This is a genomic window from Bariatricus sp. HCP28S3_F11 (assembly GCF_052065395.1).
In the GTDB taxonomy this organism is placed as follows: domain Bacteria; phylum Bacillota; class Clostridia; order Lachnospirales; family Lachnospiraceae; genus Allocoprococcus.
Map to the genome: position 1 here is coordinate 106,259 of NZ_JBQHUC010000004.1, position 13,525 is coordinate 119,783.

Annotated in this window: 21 protein-coding genes and 1 tRNA gene; 1 reads left to right on the forward strand and 21 read right to left on the reverse strand. The window is 45.8% G+C overall.

The features are described 5' to 3' along the window. Positions 1–89: 89 nt before the first annotated feature. The 3 genes from ACTNBR_RS03365 to ACTNBR_RS03375 are packed head-to-tail and all read right to left on the reverse strand — an operon-like array spanning position 90 to position 905. Entirely contained in the window at positions 90–386 is a 297-nt protein-coding gene (locus ACTNBR_RS03365) for a DUF3847 domain-containing protein (protein WP_118524194.1), read from the reverse strand. After that, complete coding sequence (locus ACTNBR_RS03370) at positions 379–720, reverse strand: DeoR family transcriptional regulator (protein WP_155201707.1); 342 nt, start codon at positions 718–720, stop codon at positions 379–381. The genes ACTNBR_RS03365 and ACTNBR_RS03370 overlap by 8 nt, the downstream gene beginning before the upstream one ends. Further along, the gene (locus tag ACTNBR_RS03375; protein ID WP_119194675.1) at positions 717–905 is read right to left on the reverse strand and encodes a hypothetical protein; all 189 of its coding nucleotides are present in this window, start codon (positions 903–905) and stop codon (positions 717–719) included. Before ACTNBR_RS03375 ends, ACTNBR_RS03370 begins: the two co-directional genes overlap by 4 nt. A 484-nt stretch (positions 906–1,389) precedes the next feature. Between ACTNBR_RS03375 and ACTNBR_RS03380 the strand changes: the two genes are divergently transcribed. Next, on the forward strand, positions 1,390–2,196 hold the full coding sequence (locus tag ACTNBR_RS03380) for a helix-turn-helix transcriptional regulator (RefSeq protein WP_294427338.1): 807 nt from the start codon (positions 1,390–1,392) through the stop codon (positions 2,194–2,196). A gap of 102 nt (positions 2,197–2,298) precedes the next feature. Here ACTNBR_RS03380 and ACTNBR_RS03385 read toward each other — a convergent pair whose 3' ends face one another. The 18 genes from ACTNBR_RS03385 to ACTNBR_RS03470 form a co-directional block, all read right to left on the reverse strand. Then, positions 2,299–2,694 carry a DUF6483 family protein gene (locus tag ACTNBR_RS03385; protein ID WP_004614494.1) on the reverse strand — a complete coding sequence of 132 codons (396 nt, stop codon included), beginning with the start codon at positions 2,692–2,694 and terminating at the stop codon, positions 2,299–2,301. A gap of 48 nt (positions 2,695–2,742) precedes the next feature. Beyond that, positions 2,743–3,120 carry a TnpV protein gene (locus ACTNBR_RS03390; protein WP_040341768.1) on the reverse strand — a complete coding sequence of 126 codons (378 nt, stop codon included), beginning with the start codon at positions 3,118–3,120 and terminating at the stop codon, positions 2,743–2,745. Further along, positions 3,080–3,352, reverse strand: coding sequence for a helix-turn-helix domain-containing protein (locus tag ACTNBR_RS03395; RefSeq protein WP_040341765.1), 273 nt, complete (start codon positions 3,350–3,352; stop codon positions 3,080–3,082). The genes ACTNBR_RS03390 and ACTNBR_RS03395 overlap by 41 nt, the downstream gene beginning before the upstream one ends. A gap of 155 nt (positions 3,353–3,507) precedes the next feature. Continuing rightward, positions 3,508–3,666 (reverse strand): Maff2 family mobile element protein, encoded by a 159-nt coding sequence (locus ACTNBR_RS03400; RefSeq protein ID WP_005929973.1) that lies wholly within the window; start codon positions 3,664–3,666, stop codon positions 3,508–3,510. A gap of 85 nt (positions 3,667–3,751) precedes the next feature. After that, positions 3,752–3,967, reverse strand: coding sequence for a Maff2 family mobile element protein (locus ACTNBR_RS03405; protein WP_002576404.1), 216 nt, complete (start codon positions 3,965–3,967; stop codon positions 3,752–3,754). A gap of 158 nt (positions 3,968–4,125) precedes the next feature. Beyond that, positions 4,126–4,446 (reverse strand): hypothetical protein, encoded by a 321-nt coding sequence (locus ACTNBR_RS03410; protein WP_418470174.1) that lies wholly within the window; start codon positions 4,444–4,446, stop codon positions 4,126–4,128. Between the two features lie 16 nt (positions 4,447–4,462). After that, complete coding sequence (locus ACTNBR_RS03415; RefSeq protein WP_441016418.1) at positions 4,463–6,214, reverse strand: VirD4-like conjugal transfer protein, CD1115 family; 1,752 nt, start codon at positions 6,212–6,214, stop codon at positions 4,463–4,465. Then, positions 6,214–6,699: a PcfB family protein gene (locus tag ACTNBR_RS03420; RefSeq protein ID WP_441016421.1), complete on the reverse strand. Its 486-nt coding sequence runs from the start codon at positions 6,697–6,699 to the stop codon at positions 6,214–6,216. The genes ACTNBR_RS03415 and ACTNBR_RS03420 overlap by 1 nt, the downstream gene beginning before the upstream one ends. A gap of 34 nt (positions 6,700–6,733) precedes the next feature. Next, positions 6,734–7,045, reverse strand: coding sequence for a DUF5720 family protein (locus ACTNBR_RS03425; protein ID WP_112116307.1), 312 nt, complete (start codon positions 7,043–7,045; stop codon positions 6,734–6,736). A gap of 9 nt (positions 7,046–7,054) precedes the next feature. Beyond that, positions 7,055–7,696 carry a DUF3846 domain-containing protein gene (locus tag ACTNBR_RS03430; protein ID WP_441016424.1) on the reverse strand — a complete coding sequence of 214 codons (642 nt, stop codon included), beginning with the start codon at positions 7,694–7,696 and terminating at the stop codon, positions 7,055–7,057. Between the two features lie 54 nt (positions 7,697–7,750). Continuing rightward, a complete protein-coding gene (locus tag ACTNBR_RS03435; protein ID WP_441016427.1) occupies positions 7,751–8,266 on the reverse strand; it encodes a hypothetical protein in 516 nt (171 codons plus the stop codon). A gap of 11 nt (positions 8,267–8,277) precedes the next feature. Beyond that, entirely contained in the window at positions 8,278–9,180 is a 903-nt protein-coding gene (locus ACTNBR_RS03440) for a ParB/RepB/Spo0J family partition protein (RefSeq protein WP_441016430.1), read from the reverse strand. Further along, positions 9,137–9,964, reverse strand: a complete 828-nt coding sequence (locus tag ACTNBR_RS03445) for a ParA family protein (RefSeq protein WP_441016432.1) — start codon at positions 9,962–9,964, stop codon at positions 9,137–9,139. The genes ACTNBR_RS03440 and ACTNBR_RS03445 overlap by 44 nt, the downstream gene beginning before the upstream one ends. Positions 9,965–10,004: 40 nt before the next feature. Continuing rightward, positions 10,005–10,907, reverse strand: coding sequence for a DUF6017 domain-containing protein (locus tag ACTNBR_RS03450; RefSeq protein ID WP_441016435.1), 903 nt, complete (start codon positions 10,905–10,907; stop codon positions 10,005–10,007). Continuing rightward, positions 10,897–11,094 (reverse strand): hypothetical protein, encoded by a 198-nt coding sequence (locus tag ACTNBR_RS03455; RefSeq protein WP_075671632.1) that lies wholly within the window; start codon positions 11,092–11,094, stop codon positions 10,897–10,899. The genes ACTNBR_RS03450 and ACTNBR_RS03455 overlap by 11 nt, the downstream gene beginning before the upstream one ends. Position 11,095: 1 nt before the next feature. Beyond that, positions 11,096–11,320, reverse strand: a complete 225-nt coding sequence (locus ACTNBR_RS03460) for a hypothetical protein (RefSeq protein WP_441016438.1) — start codon at positions 11,318–11,320, stop codon at positions 11,096–11,098. A gap of 413 nt (positions 11,321–11,733) precedes the next feature. After that, positions 11,734–11,810, reverse strand: a tRNA-Arg gene (locus tag ACTNBR_RS03465). Positions 11,811–12,625: 815 nt separating this feature from the next. Beyond that, positions 12,626–13,501, reverse strand: coding sequence for a DUF3881 family protein (locus ACTNBR_RS03470; protein ID WP_427807285.1), 876 nt, complete (start codon positions 13,499–13,501; stop codon positions 12,626–12,628). Positions 13,502–13,525 lie beyond the last annotated feature (24 nt).

Sequence of the window (13,525 nt, forward strand, 5' to 3'; positions counted from 1 at the left end):
CTGCGGAAAATTACAGCCCTCCGGCGAGGAGCCTTCGGAGAACGCAATGCACCAACCTTTGGGTGGTGTATAATTGCGCCCTTAGTAAACTAAGGGGTTTCCGGCTTCTCCCGTTCCAGCAGTTTTTTCAATAGTTCCTGCGTGTCCTGTCTGTGAAAAATGAGTTTCAACAACAGCATGACATCATCATTTGTCAGGCGTTCTGGCTCTTGCAGAAAACTTTCCAGCATACCGCCACGGGTACAGAGCCGGTGCGTCCGTTCCTTTCGGGTAAGCTGTTTCAACTGGTGCTGCAATGCCTTTTCATCATTGATGGCTTTCCGCAGTTTCTTTTCGCTTTTTTCCAACTCCCGGTTGAGCTTTTCCAGCTTTGAGGTATCAGGCAAGGGCAGCGTCCTCCTTTCCTGGTATCAGCACATAAATCCTGTTTGGTTCTCCAACGCCCTGACGCACCCGCATGATAAGTCCGGCGGTTTCCAGTTCATTCAAAGAACGCTTGACTGTCATGGGGCTGCGGGACAGGACTGCGGCAATGGCTGTGACGGGGAAGTACACAAACAGAATTCCGTTCTCGTCCTCCTGCCCTTTGGATAGCATAGCGTCCAGCATCCGGCAGTACATAACCTTTGCGGTGCTGCTGACTGGAAATCCTGTCAACGCTCTGGGAAAGGGCATACAGGGCGGCAACGGTGTGTCTATCGTCATAAATTCAAAATTCATTCGGTGTGTTCCTCCTTTTTCTTGGCTCGTTTGGATAAATAATGAGGGCAGTCAATCACAACCGCCCGGAAGCTCTGCCTGCACCCATGCTGGCATTTCCGGCATAATTCGTTGTAAGTGACACGCCCCCGGTCATTGAGGTAAAAGGAAAGCTCATACTTCCTCTTTTTGCTCATTCTCGGCATATTGCGCTTCCTCCCGTTTTAGTGTATGGTTTCGGGGCGATTTTCGGCAAAATTACAGCCATAGAGCCGCTTAAAATCTCCCGAAGTATCAGCGATAGGGTAGACTATCCCCCTATCAGATTGTCGTGTTTCGGTATCATTTCGGTGTCAGTCCGCCAGTTCTCCCCGGTGTCGTTCCTCCCCTGAATCTCACAGCGGCGTATCGCTCCCTTTGGTACGCTCGTTTCGGTCAGGGGTCCTCCATATCCCTGCCAAAAGTCATGGCACTACATCACCGGGGAAGCATATCCCACACAGGCTGGTCATTCGATTGGAATAATCCATCGATGAACTACCTGTATCATAGAACATTTTTGTACCCTGTGCCGTATGTCCACAAAGTAGGAATTAGGGGTAAAAATCAGAAATTTCCACGATTGCGGAATTGATATGGTATAATCAATTCAACGGTTATAAATGTCGTTAGAAAGGGGGAACTGCTTCAATGAACGGAGCTACTACAATACAGGAACGGCTAAAAGATTTACGATTAAACAAAGGATTAAAACTGGAAGAACTGGCTGAGCAAACGGGTATTTCAAAATCGGCTCTTGGCAGTTATGAAAAAGACGACTATAAGGAAATCAATCATGGCAACCTTATCCTGCTGGCAGATTTTTATGGGGTGTCCCTCGATTATCTCTTTTGCCGGACAGAGAACCGGGCGGAGATCAACACGCCATTAAGGGAGCTGCATTTGAGTGATGAGATGGTAGCACTTCTGAAAAGCGGTCGGATTAACAACCGTCTGCTGTGCGAACTTGCCACCCATAAGGACTTTATCAAGTTTCTTGCGGACATTGAGATTTATGTGGATGGGATTGCCACCATGCAGATTCAGAACCTCAACGCCCTTGTCGATACCGTCCGGCATGAAATCATTGAACGGTATCGCCCCGGCGAAGATGACCCCCATTTGAAAGTGCTGCAAGCCGCCCATATCAGCGATAATGAATATTTCAGTCAGATGGTACGGGATGACCTCAACCTGATTATCCGGGATATTCGGGAAGCCCATAAAAAGGACAGCGAGAGTGCACCCCAGACCACCGTTGCTGATGAACTGAAAGAAAATCTGGAAGCAGTCGAAAATTTCAAGGGCAGTCGGGATGAAAAGCTGGTTGTCCTTTACTGTAAACAGCTCGGTATCAACTATAAAAATCTGTCAGACGAAGAATTTCGCTGGCTGATTCGGATTCTCAAAAAGTCAAAGAAAATGGGCACACCTATCAGCCAAAGGAAAAAACGGTAAAGAAAAACCGCTGTTACATGGTTTGTTGGTTTCCATGTAGCAGCGGTTTTTGCTGTGGTTATTCAATTAAGTTTTCAGAATGACAAGCTGGAATTTTCTACATTACTCTTCAGCTTTGACTAAACATAGCAAATCAGTATATCCTGACTGCATAAGTAATTGCTTAAAACCAGACATCACTTCTTCTTTTGTATAATTATTATTTTTCAAAAACTCACTATCCTTCTCACTAAGGTATTGGTAGAAAAGAGCTGCTGCCATTACCTCATTTCTGTCTGTATAATCAATGCTATCTAAAAGTATATTCTCTGCTTCGTTAATTTCCCCAGAATCAATCATATCAAGAAAATCTTTCAAATTTTTCCCTGATACTTCATATTTATTTTCTTTTTCAAGTTCAACAGAAACATACTTTTTCCCAAACATTAAAGAAAATAATACTCTTACCATTTCTTTTATCATTCGCATAATATAGTCTTTTTCGTCTGTGAAATACATTTTTCACCTCCATAACTTCCAATTTGTCATAATCATTCTATCATACCGTTATGAATAAATCATCTCATGCAAAACAATTTCTTCTGCCCGGTTGTGGATATTATTGCACCGCTGCACCCATTCCATTTGACGGGTACGCTTCAAGTCCTCGGTCACGCCCTCGGCAGCTTTCATTTGCTCCATGATAGTGTCTAACCGTTCCTGTGCCTGTTCGTTCAGGTCTGCAAGATATGTCCACAATTCTCCGGTCAGTACCAATGTGTTCAATCTGGCTGGGTGGACTTCTCTTAAATATTCCCGGTGCATCCGTCCATACTTTCCGATGGGGCGGCGTTCTTCCGACAGTTTCAAGTCCGGGATGTAGTAATCTCCGACAAGGATATAATCAATTCCGTTTTCCGTTATTCTTGGTTTCAATTCGCTCATGTTTCTTACCTCCTGTGGAAGCAGGCTCGTCTGGTACTAACTCAATCACATCGGTAATCTCACAATTCAGCGTTTCACAGATACGGGCTAATGTGTCCATGCTGATGTGCTTTCCCTCTTTGCTCATGTTGGCAATCATATTCGTTGTCATACCAGCGGCAAGCCTTAAATCCTCTTTCCTCATATCACGCTCTAACAGTGTGTGCCAGAGTGGTTTATAGCTGATGTGCATATTGTTTTCCTGCCTTTCTATCCATACCACCGGGACGACTGCCCCGGCAGGAACTTTTCTCTTATTATAACACCAATCTTGTGAAATCACAATTTATTCTTGTAGCCTGCCGCTGATACCGTCTGGATTGTGCTTTTCCTTTCTTTTTGTTCCCTTTAATTAGCCATGAACTGCTTCATGCCCTGAGACTTTGCGCCGGGGTTGTCGTTGCCGTAGCCTTCCAGCAGGTTGATGGCTCCCCAGATGCCGAGACCTGCGCCGAGGGCGATAACGAGGGTCTGAAGAACAGTTACTGCGCTGTTGAAAAATGCCATATATTTTTCCTCCTTGATAGAAAATAGGGTTGGGAGCTTCTATCCCAACCCGTGATTGATTGGTTCTTGAGCTTCCAGCGGCTGATTAGCCGAAGAGACCGGAGAGCAGAGGTACAAGGGTAGTACCGATGAGAGCGACACCGCCACCAGCCATGAGCTGCTTCATGCCCTGGGACTTTGCGCCGGGGTTGTCGTTGCCGTAGCCTTCAAGCAGGTTGATTGCACCCCAGATGCCGAGACCTGCGCCGAGAGCGATAACGAGAGTCTGAAGAACGGTTACTGCGCTGTTGAAAAATGCCATATACGTTTCCTCCTGATATTTGAAATGGATTTTGAAATGAAAAAAGCCCTCCACAATACCGGAGAACCGGTCGGAGGGCAGAGACAACGAGACTATTCAACTGCAATCATATCTATCACCACCACCTTTCTTGGCAAAAAGAAAAGCCCTGACCGAAGTTACACTTCACTCAGAGCAAAATTCTTGTAGACCATTTCATTTTTACTGCGTTTTCTGCCCACACTTTCCGTAGGGGCAAGTTCAGGGTAGGTCGCCTGCACCTTCTGTCTGCTTCTGCGAACGGTTTCAAATCCCGGAAACCTGTGATTGTCCAGTTCCTTCAAAAACACGGGAACCGGCATAGAGCGAATGTCGATTCCTCGCAGACCGGAATAGTGTTCCAGCACTTTCAGATACAGATGATTGTCTGTATTTCTTGCCTTGGTATCATGCTCCAAAATGTTTTTAACCAGAGCAGATACCGTTTTCAGATTTTCCAAATGCAAGCCTCCTTCGTTAATCGGCATCGACGACTACAAATTCATCACCTGCCTTTAATTTCAATCTACGACTCAGAAACTGTTCGATGTTGAACTCATTCTTTTTGTCGAAGTCTGATGTGTACTTATAGTTCGGATGCTGTGTCAGATCGTACTTGTCAGACAGAAACGGTCTCACACCACGCAGCTGCAAGATGCACTTACCACCATCCAGAACTGCCAGCTCATCCACAGTAGCAAGGTCTTTCCCCAGCTTCTGATAATTCATGCCGTAGGACGGGCTGTTACCTCTGGTATTTGAGGTGTTGTAGGTGTCGATGGTCTCTTTCCCAAGTGCCTGATTCAGTTCTTTCAACGTGGTCGGCTCAGAACCGCCAAGGAAAATACGGGAATCCATGTTGCCGATGATAGTATCCGAGTTGTCCTTATAAATGGCTTTCAGCTGAGACTGTGCCTGAAGGACGAGACAGGCAGAGATTTCACGGCTCCGGATGGTCGCAACCAGCTTTTCCAGATTGGGAATCTGACCGATATTTGCCGCTTCATCAATCAGACAGCGCACATGAACCGGCAGTCTGCCGCCATACACATCATCTGCTTTTTCGCAGAGCAGGTTGAACAGCTGGGTATAAATCATGGAGATCAGGAAATTAAAAGTCGCATCCGTGTCCGACATAATCAGGAACAGTGCTGTTTTCTTGTCTCCGAGGGTATCTAACTGCAATTCGTCATAGGCTGTAATGTCCCTGACTTCCTGAATATCGAAGGGAGCAAGTCTTGCACCACAGCTAATCAAGATACTCTTAGCTGTCTTGCCGGCAGCCAGCTTGTACTTCTTATATTGGCGAACTGCAAAATGATTTGGCTTTTTCTTTTCCAGAGCTTCAAACATCAGATCAACCGGATTCTGGAACTCCTCATCGTCCTCACGCACCTCCATTGCGTTTAAGAACTCAATCAGAGTGGAGAAGTTCTGTTCCTCAACCGGCGCTTCATAGTGGATATACCCAATCAGGGCGCAGTACAGAAGGGTCTCTGCTTTCGTCCAGAACTCGTCACCGGCTTTCCCGTCGCCTTTGGTATTGGCAATCAATGTCGTCACCAGCTTCAGAATGTCTTTTTCTGAATGGATATAGGCGAATGGATTGTAGTGCATCGACTTTCTAAAGTTGATGGTGTTGAAAATCTTGATGTTATAGCCATGCTTCAACAAAGCATTGCCGCACTCGATGACAATGCTGCCTTTCGGGTCTGTGACAACATAGCTGGAGTGCATCTGGAGAAGATTCGGTTTCAGCCAGAACCTTGTTTTTCCTGAACCTGAACCTCCGATAATCAAAACATTTTTGTTTCTGGCATTGGCAGGATTCTTCGGTCGGTTGGACATCATCAGCCGTTCCGTTTTCGTCAGGATAATATTGTCCTCAAACTTTGGAGCGGTGAACGGCTCAATGTCTTTGGCTGTACCCCAACGGGCAGAACCATACTCCACATTGTGCCGGTACTTCTTGGCGTTTTTGCTTTTCAGATAAACCGCAAGCCGAAGCCCTGCGCCACAGGCAATTCCTACCAGCAAATCCAGCGGATGAAAGCTGGGGAGTGGATTGCCCAGAGCAACCGGAAGGGCATAAAAAAAGCTGAGGATTTTTGCAGAAGAATCTGCACCCTCAGCCAATCGCCATGCTTCTCCAAAATTCGTTGCAAATAGTCCCACCAGAATATACGGAATGTTCAGAATCAGGAGCTTTTTCAGATTGATTCTGTTCATCACAAATCACGCTCCTGTTTCTTTTCCCGAACCTTCCTGGGGATAGCTGCTACCATCTCTTTAAACTTCTTCAGCTGTGCCAGAACGCTCGGTTTCTTATCCTTCGTCAATAACCTTGCCTGATGTTCCTTGCAGATAGCATCCAGGGCATCTGCGTCCTTGGAACGGACAAAGACAAGATAACGGGGAGGATCAACGGACTTATCTTTTCTTACGGCAAAGTCCACGCCGTATTTCCTGGCGAGCCTTTCAAAATCCCGGATGCCATCCTTATCAATTTCCACATTGGTGGCACCCTGATTCTGTCCCAGCAGCTGCTTCACGGATTGTTTTCCGTGAACCGCCGTATCTCTGGTTCCTTTTCTCGCCTTGACCTTTTCACGGTGCTGCAAATACTTGCGAATACCGGCAATGATACTTCGAGCAGTCAGCCGGGTCGTGCTGATTGCCAGATTGATTGTCCTGTTTTCAACTTCTTCCTGCATGAATCATCACCTCCTGCAAGCAGTAGAGTGAACATCATCGTGCCATATCTCTGCGGTCGTAATACAGATTTCCTCTGGCAACATTGGCATGACTGATAATCTTGATGTTCCCGGCTTTCTGGTTGTCCAGAGCTTTCTGATACCCGGCTTCGCTCAGATACAGACGGTTTCTTTCGCCTTTCCATCCAACAGGGGATTCGTTGGTCAGCACATCAAAGATAATCATATGCTTTGTGGCTTCATCGAATCTTGCCAGGTCCATATAGGTGTGTCCCTGATACTCCTTGGCTCCTGCCTGTATCCTGCGGCGTTCCATCAGCTCTGCAATCGTTGAGCTTCTTTCCATGATGCCTCCTTACAGCGCATCTCGATCAGGGCTGCTCTTGCGTGGGGCAGGGTCAGCCTTGATAGGCGCATCTTCTTTTTTGACCATATCATCGGGCAATGGCAGCGCCATAATACTGCGCCCCATGCGGACGAAGGTTTCAGGCTGATGGAAATGTTCTTCAAACTGCTTCATCAGCTCCGGGGAAAGGGAGGAAAAATCCTCCTCACCCAAACCGACAACCAGAAAGTCACCGGCGATGATGTCGTAGATCTCGCCGTCTCCGTCCCGCAGCGCACGATTCAGGTCTTTCCCCATGATTTTTCCCTCATCGTGCATCACCAATGCGACAGGCTCATTAAAAGGGTAAACAGCTTCAATGTCGCCACCGACAGCTTTCTGCAAATCCTCCAAATCGCAGCCGATCTGAACCTGCTGGGGATACATGTGGGGCTTTACCAGAAGAACCGTCATTGTCTCAGCCTGTTCCTGCTGAATTTCACGTTCCTCCGTAGTGCCAAACTCGACGCCGGTAAAGTTCTCGGAGTCCAGAATGTACTCGGAATTGTAGTAGGCTGATCTGACCTGTTCTTCTGCATCAGCACGGGACTTGGCTTCCACCGTTACCGTCTTTTCCAGTGTCTCGGTAATCTTTACATCATATTCCTTCAAACTTCATTACCTCCATTTCCTCAGATATAAGAAAAGCGGCTATCCATGAACCTGTTACAGTTCATAAATAGTCGCTTCATGTTCCCACTGGGGGACACACATAGATTCCAGTTCCTCGATCAGTTCCTCTGGGGAAAAGAACAAATCCTCCGCACTTTTCAAAATCTTTTTGAAAGCCCGGTACTCCGTCACATAGCCGGTATCGTCAGACCCGATCAGCATTGACACACAGCGGACAATGGCAAAGTTCATATCCTCCATAAGCCACAATTCGGTTTCATAGGTGGTTTTGATTTCATCCAAAACCGCCTGTTCCACATCGGAAATAATGAGGCAGGCACGCTGGTCAAGCAGTTCCATGCCACGGTAATCGAAGCATTTCTCATAGCCACCGGTTACGGAATACTGATATACCGTCTGTGCCGCACCTCTCAATGCGGTGCAAACCTCCGGCAGACACAAACCACCGGCATAGCCGATCTCATCTTCATCATACCCCTCATAATCTTCGGGAGAAAACAGCTCAAACAGCCAGTCGATTGCTTTGCTCATTTCTCTTTCGTTAAACATCGGGATTCACCTTACCTTTCCATAGATTTCTCTCGTTTCTTCTGCCACTGTTCCAGCAGCTGAATGATTTTATCCTCCATCTGCTTGCTGGTATAGGACTTCGGGAAGTATTTCCGCAGGGAGTCAGTTTTGAATGTCACCCTGTCCAGCTCGCCCTTTTTGACCTCATTCATAATCTCGCACATGGCATCCAGCGTACACTCGCCCTCCTGTGCCAGTTTTTTGATTCTCTGTGCCTGTGAAAGAGAAGGCGCAGCCTGGGCAAAGTCCATAGCAGAAAGAAAATCCTGCTGTTCTTCTCTTGCGAGATAGGAAAGTTCCACGGCAGGATTGAATTTAATCTGACCGTTATCCACCATATCCAGAATTTCAGGAATAAGCTCTGTCAGACGGATATACCGCTGAATCTGTCTGCCGCTATCCGAATCAGACAGTGCATCTCTTGACTTGTGGCCAACTTGTCCACAAGTTTGCCCTTGATGCTTTATTGCATCTAATTTCATTCGGTAGGCAAATGCACGTTCACTCGGTAAAAGGGTTTCTCTCTGCAAGTTGGAATCAACCATCAAGATGATGGCTGCATCATCGTCCATATCACGGACAATAGCAGGCATGGTTTCTTTCCCGGCAAGCTCTGATGCACGGTGCCGCCTGTGACCGGAGATGATCTCATAACCGCCGTCCGGGTCGGGACGGACAATCGCTGGGGTGAGAACACCGAAGTCACGGACGCTCTCAACCGTTTTCATCATATCTTCATCGTCTACCACCCGGAAGGGATGTCCCTCAAAGGGGTGCAATTCAGAAAGCGGAATTTCCTGCACCCGCTCCTGCTGGGCTTCGGCTCGTGACTGGTCGGTAGAGAAAATATCATCGTACCCCTTCAAGCTGATGTTTGCGCCTTTTTTCTGCATTGTTTAACACCTCCTTTGTCAGAACCCGGTAGGCATCAGCCACTTTGCCTTTGGGGTCGTGCTTAAAGATACTGGCTCCTTCGGCACTGATTTCCTCCGCACGGACGGAACGGGGAATGTCCGTCTTGTAGACTTTCAGCTTTCCTCCATAACTTTCCCGGATCAGATTGCTGATGTCCTTGGAATAATTGGTTCTGCTGTCTACCATCGTCAGAAGAATACCCTCGATTTTCAATTTGGGGTTAATCTGCCGTCTGACCTTGTTGATGGTTTCCAGCAGCTGTTCCAAGCCCTTTGCCGGAAGATATGCCGCCTGAACCGGTATCAGCACATTGTCCGCAGCTGCCAACGCATTGACTGTCAGCATACCCAAGGAGGGCATACAATCCAGAAGAATGTAGTCATAATTCTGCTTGACCGTATCCAGGTACTGACGGAGAATGGTCTCCCGGCTCATGGCATTGACCAGGGAAACCTCCAAACCTGACAGTTCAATATTGGCAGGCATCAAGTCCACACCTTCCGGGTGATGAAGAATGCCTTCGCCGGGGGTAATCGGCTTTTCCATCATAATCTTTCCCATCATGTCGGAAAGGGTGGGAGATAAGGTATCCGGGTACGGATTTCCCAGACTGACTGTTAAAGAAGCCTGCGGGTCTGTGTCTACCAGCAGAACCTTTTTGCCCTCCATCGCCAGTCCCACACCCAAATTTTCCGTGGTTGTGGTCTTTCCCGTGCCGCCTTTCTGGTTGACTACGGCGATAACTGTCGCTTTTTTCGCCAAAATTCATCACCTCGCATTCTTTCATGTGTGCGCTTCATGATTACCACCTCCCTCCAAGTTTCCCCGAAGCCATATCATGCCTGACCTTTGCGTCATAGTGGGCGCTTATGGTGTAGGGGGCGTTGTATATCGAAGCAAGTAGATACTGCTTGATATTGCGAACATCGGTTGTGTTCTCTTTGAAAGAACTCAATACAAATCTGATGTGTTCAGAATCCAGCTTCATAAAACTGCTTTTTACAATTTCAATCGGCTTATCATCACTGGCAATTCGTATTTGCTTGCGGTTACTGCACATGATTTCAACAATCAGATGCAGTATCAGATCGAGTATCTCATGGTCATACGGATAATCCTGTTTCAGATAGTCCATAGAAAGCTGTTCGTAAAAATACTGATAATATCGGGTAAATTCGTCAGTCCCATCGACTTCCTTTCCAAAAAAGCCGGAAGGAAAGAAAGGATCAGTATCACTAAAATCAATATAATTAGTATCAGTATTATTACCTTGTGCTTTTGACAGTTCTTGAATTGTGTTTTTGACAACTCCAGAATTGTCCTTTTGACAATTCAAGAATTGTCTTTCCACAGAACCGGAAATGAAGTTCTTTACATAGATCAGGTTCGGTTTCCCAAGTCCCTGACGCTTACGCTCTATCAGACCGCATTTCTTTTCCAGCTCATCCAGCAGCTTCACCGCTTTCTTTTCAGCACAGCCTAACGCACCTTTGATTTCTTCTATGGTGAAGATAATATAGACACGGCCTTCCTCGTCCAACCAACCGTTCCGGGCTGAGAGGTTCATGCGGTCAAGCAGAATCCCGTAAAGCAGTTTGGCATCGGTTGATACATTCCAGAAACAATCCTCGGTGAACAACACCTTTGGAACACGGTAGAATGTGAACATCTCCGCTTGCTGCCCATAGAAATAATCATACGTCACTCATCCTCACCACCTCTTTCTGCGGGAAATACTCTTTTTTCAGAGGGGTTCTGCGGAAAGTCGTATCCTTCAGTTTGTACGGACATCTGACAAAATAGCAGAAGCGGTACTTCCATCGGGGTTGATAATACTCGCAGTCTTTGCAGCATTTCGGCTTGTCACGGCGATTGCGTTCATACTCATACATATCAACGCACCCCCACTTCCTTCATAATCTTCCTGGTACACCAGCCGATGCAGGGATGATCCCGCCCATAAGGACAACCTTCACATTCCGACTTCGGCTTTGGGGATACGGAGATTAAGTAGTAACAATTTTCTTCGCCCAGACAGCAGCCCGTTTTATTGTTATTCCAGAAATGGCAGTAGCGGCAGTCGTTTGGCTTGTCTGGGGAATAGACGATCTTACTCAAAAATCAAACCTCCAATCTTTTAGATTTACCCATGAATTTTGGGCATAAAAAAAGAGCGTCTATCCATCCCCGATACAGGGGCAAATAGACGCTCTATGTACATGGTAGTATTCAATTTTATTTCTTATAACGGCTTAGCACTCGGAACATCCGCCTTTTGAATTAGCAAGGTTTTTAGCACGTTTTTTCGCCTAATTAGCTGGAAGCGCATTTTCATTAGCAAAAACGGCCCTTTTTCTGCTAATAATTAGCAGAAATTTTTTTCTTATCACAGCAGTTCGATTTTTTAGGGCTTGTCAAAAATCAGAATTTGAAGTAAAATTTGAAAACATTATTTCGTCTCAGCAATCACACTGGAATTTGTTAAAAAAAGCCGAAAACCCTTGAAAACAAAGGCTTTCGGCGTTGTTAGCTGGCGTCCCAAAGAGGACTTGAACCTCCGACCCCACGCTTAGGAGGCGTGTGCTCTATCCAACTGAGCTATTGGGACGTATTTATTTTTTTGTCAGCCTCCGTAATTATCGGACTCAGCTCCCAACTAAGGTTTTTCCAAGGTGGCCGTTGTAACGTAACCTTAGGAGGCGCTTGTTATATCCATTTAACTATGAGAACGAATGCCGTATTTTCGGGCTTTTCAGCCTCTTTGGTATCGGCAACCATATTTATGAATCCAATCACTCTCGTGATGAATTACCTCTATTTCTTATTCTGACATCACAGGCGCCATTGCTGGAATCGAACTCCAAGTTTATCCCTTTTTCTTTCCAACGGGTCCAACCATGGTTGAACCTTAGGAGGCGTGTGCTCTATCCAACTGAGCTATTGCGACATGGCTAAATTTATGATTAAGCCCGAAGAAACTCGAACTTGAATCCTATATGAAGTTTTTAGTAGGCGACCGTTGTAACGTAACCTTAGGAGGCACTTGTTATATCCATTTAACTAAGAGAACCCACTATTTAATTTCCACCATTCCCCAACCGAATTCACACATCTTATTCCATCATCAATTCAGCTGAACACATATAATGATACCTTTCAAATTCCATTTTGTCAACCAAGAAATTACTCCTCTCTCCCGTCAATCACTCCTAACATTCTTCATTTTCACAGACTGAACTGTCATCTTCCACATCAGCCCAGCCTGCTTTATTTTTAAAATTAATGAACTGTTCAGAGCCAACCGCGAAAACACTTCGTATTTTCTCAATGTGGCGTATCCGCCAAATAGATTTGTACAAAAAAGTGTTCACGAATGCAAGCATTCATCGCCCTTTTTTGACAAATCTGCTTGGCTCTGAACAGTTACAAATTAATCTTCCCCTGAAGCCATATATCTGCCTTAATTCTTCGCCCGATCGCCGGTTCACCGAGCACCGATTTTACCGGTACGCAGATATCGAATCGAAGCTCATTGACATCGACCGTAAATACATAGATTTCTTCTTTTGTCAGTTTGTTTTCTACCGTATCAATATCCAGAATTTCTCCCAGGATCGAATACTGGTCACATTCTACACCGCATGGCATAAAATATGTATCTACAATACTGTATATATCTTCTGTCTGAACTCTTCTGGAAACTTGCGAATACAGATCCATATCTTCCATGGTCAGACTTTCGATTGCTTTGGAATCTCCTTCTCTTGCTGCGCTAAGAAGCATCATTCTGTTTCGGGACTCTTCGCGGATTTCCTGTTCCTGTTCTTTGCTTTTCATAACAGGAAACAGGATCGTTCCGGAAACTGCGAGTCCGGAGAGTGTGACGGATGTGGAATTTTTCGGAATTCTTCCTGCCATCAGTTCTTTCCGGTACTCGATTCCGTTTTGAAGATGGAAAATCAGGCTGACCCCGACTTTCACATCTTCGCATATTCCGATATATGCTTCTTTGTCGCTTCTTTTTTCTACAATTATATCTGCGTAGGAGGTAATTCCGTTTCCTTCAAAATACGGCAGGTAATACTCACGTGTATAAGTCTCATATTCATCAATCTGTCCGTATGAATAGATTCCTATACCCATTCCGTATTCTTTACGAAGTTCACCAAAATCAAGTTCTTCTTCCAATGAAATTCTTTGATAATCGGTAAACTCTTCTTCGGACTGGATTAATATACGATTCCATTCTTTTTCGGAAGTTACGTTTTGAAATCCAATTGCTTTTAAATATTTATGCACAATTTACCTCATTCATTGTATTGA

Coding starts and splice junctions, on each gene's coding strand:
- ACTNBR_RS03370 (WP_155201707.1), bottom strand. CDS start 720: ATGAATTTTGAATTTATGACGATAGACACACCGTTGCCGCCCTGTATG.
- ACTNBR_RS03375 (WP_119194675.1), bottom strand. CDS start 905: ATGCCGAGAATGAGCAAAAAGAGGAAGTATGAGCTTTCCTTTTACCTC.
- ACTNBR_RS03380 (WP_294427338.1), top strand. CDS start 1,390: ATGAACGGAGCTACTACAATACAGGAACGGCTAAAAGATTTACGATTA.
- ACTNBR_RS03385 (WP_004614494.1), bottom strand. CDS start 2,694: ATGTATTTCACAGACGAAAAAGACTATATTATGCGAATGATAAAAGAA.
- ACTNBR_RS03390 (WP_040341768.1), bottom strand. CDS start 3,120: ATGAGCGAATTGAAACCAAGAATAACGGAAAACGGAATTGATTATATC.
- ACTNBR_RS03395 (WP_040341765.1), bottom strand. CDS start 3,352: ATGCACATCAGCTATAAACCACTCTGGCACACACTGTTAGAGCGTGAT.
- ACTNBR_RS03400 (WP_005929973.1), bottom strand. CDS start 3,666: ATGGCATTTTTCAACAGCGCAGTAACTGTTCTTCAGACCCTCGTTATC.
- ACTNBR_RS03405 (WP_002576404.1), bottom strand. CDS start 3,967: ATGGCATTTTTCAACAGCGCAGTAACCGTTCTTCAGACTCTCGTTATC.
- ACTNBR_RS03415 (WP_441016418.1), bottom strand. CDS start 6,214: ATGAACAGAATCAATCTGAAAAAGCTCCTGATTCTGAACATTCCGTAT.
- ACTNBR_RS03420 (WP_441016421.1), bottom strand. CDS start 6,699: ATGCAGGAAGAAGTTGAAAACAGGACAATCAATCTGGCAATCAGCACG.
- ACTNBR_RS03425 (WP_112116307.1), bottom strand. CDS start 7,045: ATGGAAAGAAGCTCAACGATTGCAGAGCTGATGGAACGCCGCAGGATA.
- ACTNBR_RS03435 (WP_441016427.1), bottom strand. CDS start 8,266: ATGTTTAACGAAAGAGAAATGAGCAAAGCAATCGACTGGCTGTTTGAG.
- ACTNBR_RS03440 (WP_441016430.1), bottom strand. CDS start 9,180: ATGCAGAAAAAAGGCGCAAACATCAGCTTGAAGGGGTACGATGATATT.
- ACTNBR_RS03455 (WP_075671632.1), bottom strand. CDS start 11,094: ATGTATGAGTATGAACGCAATCGCCGTGACAAGCCGAAATGCTGCAAA.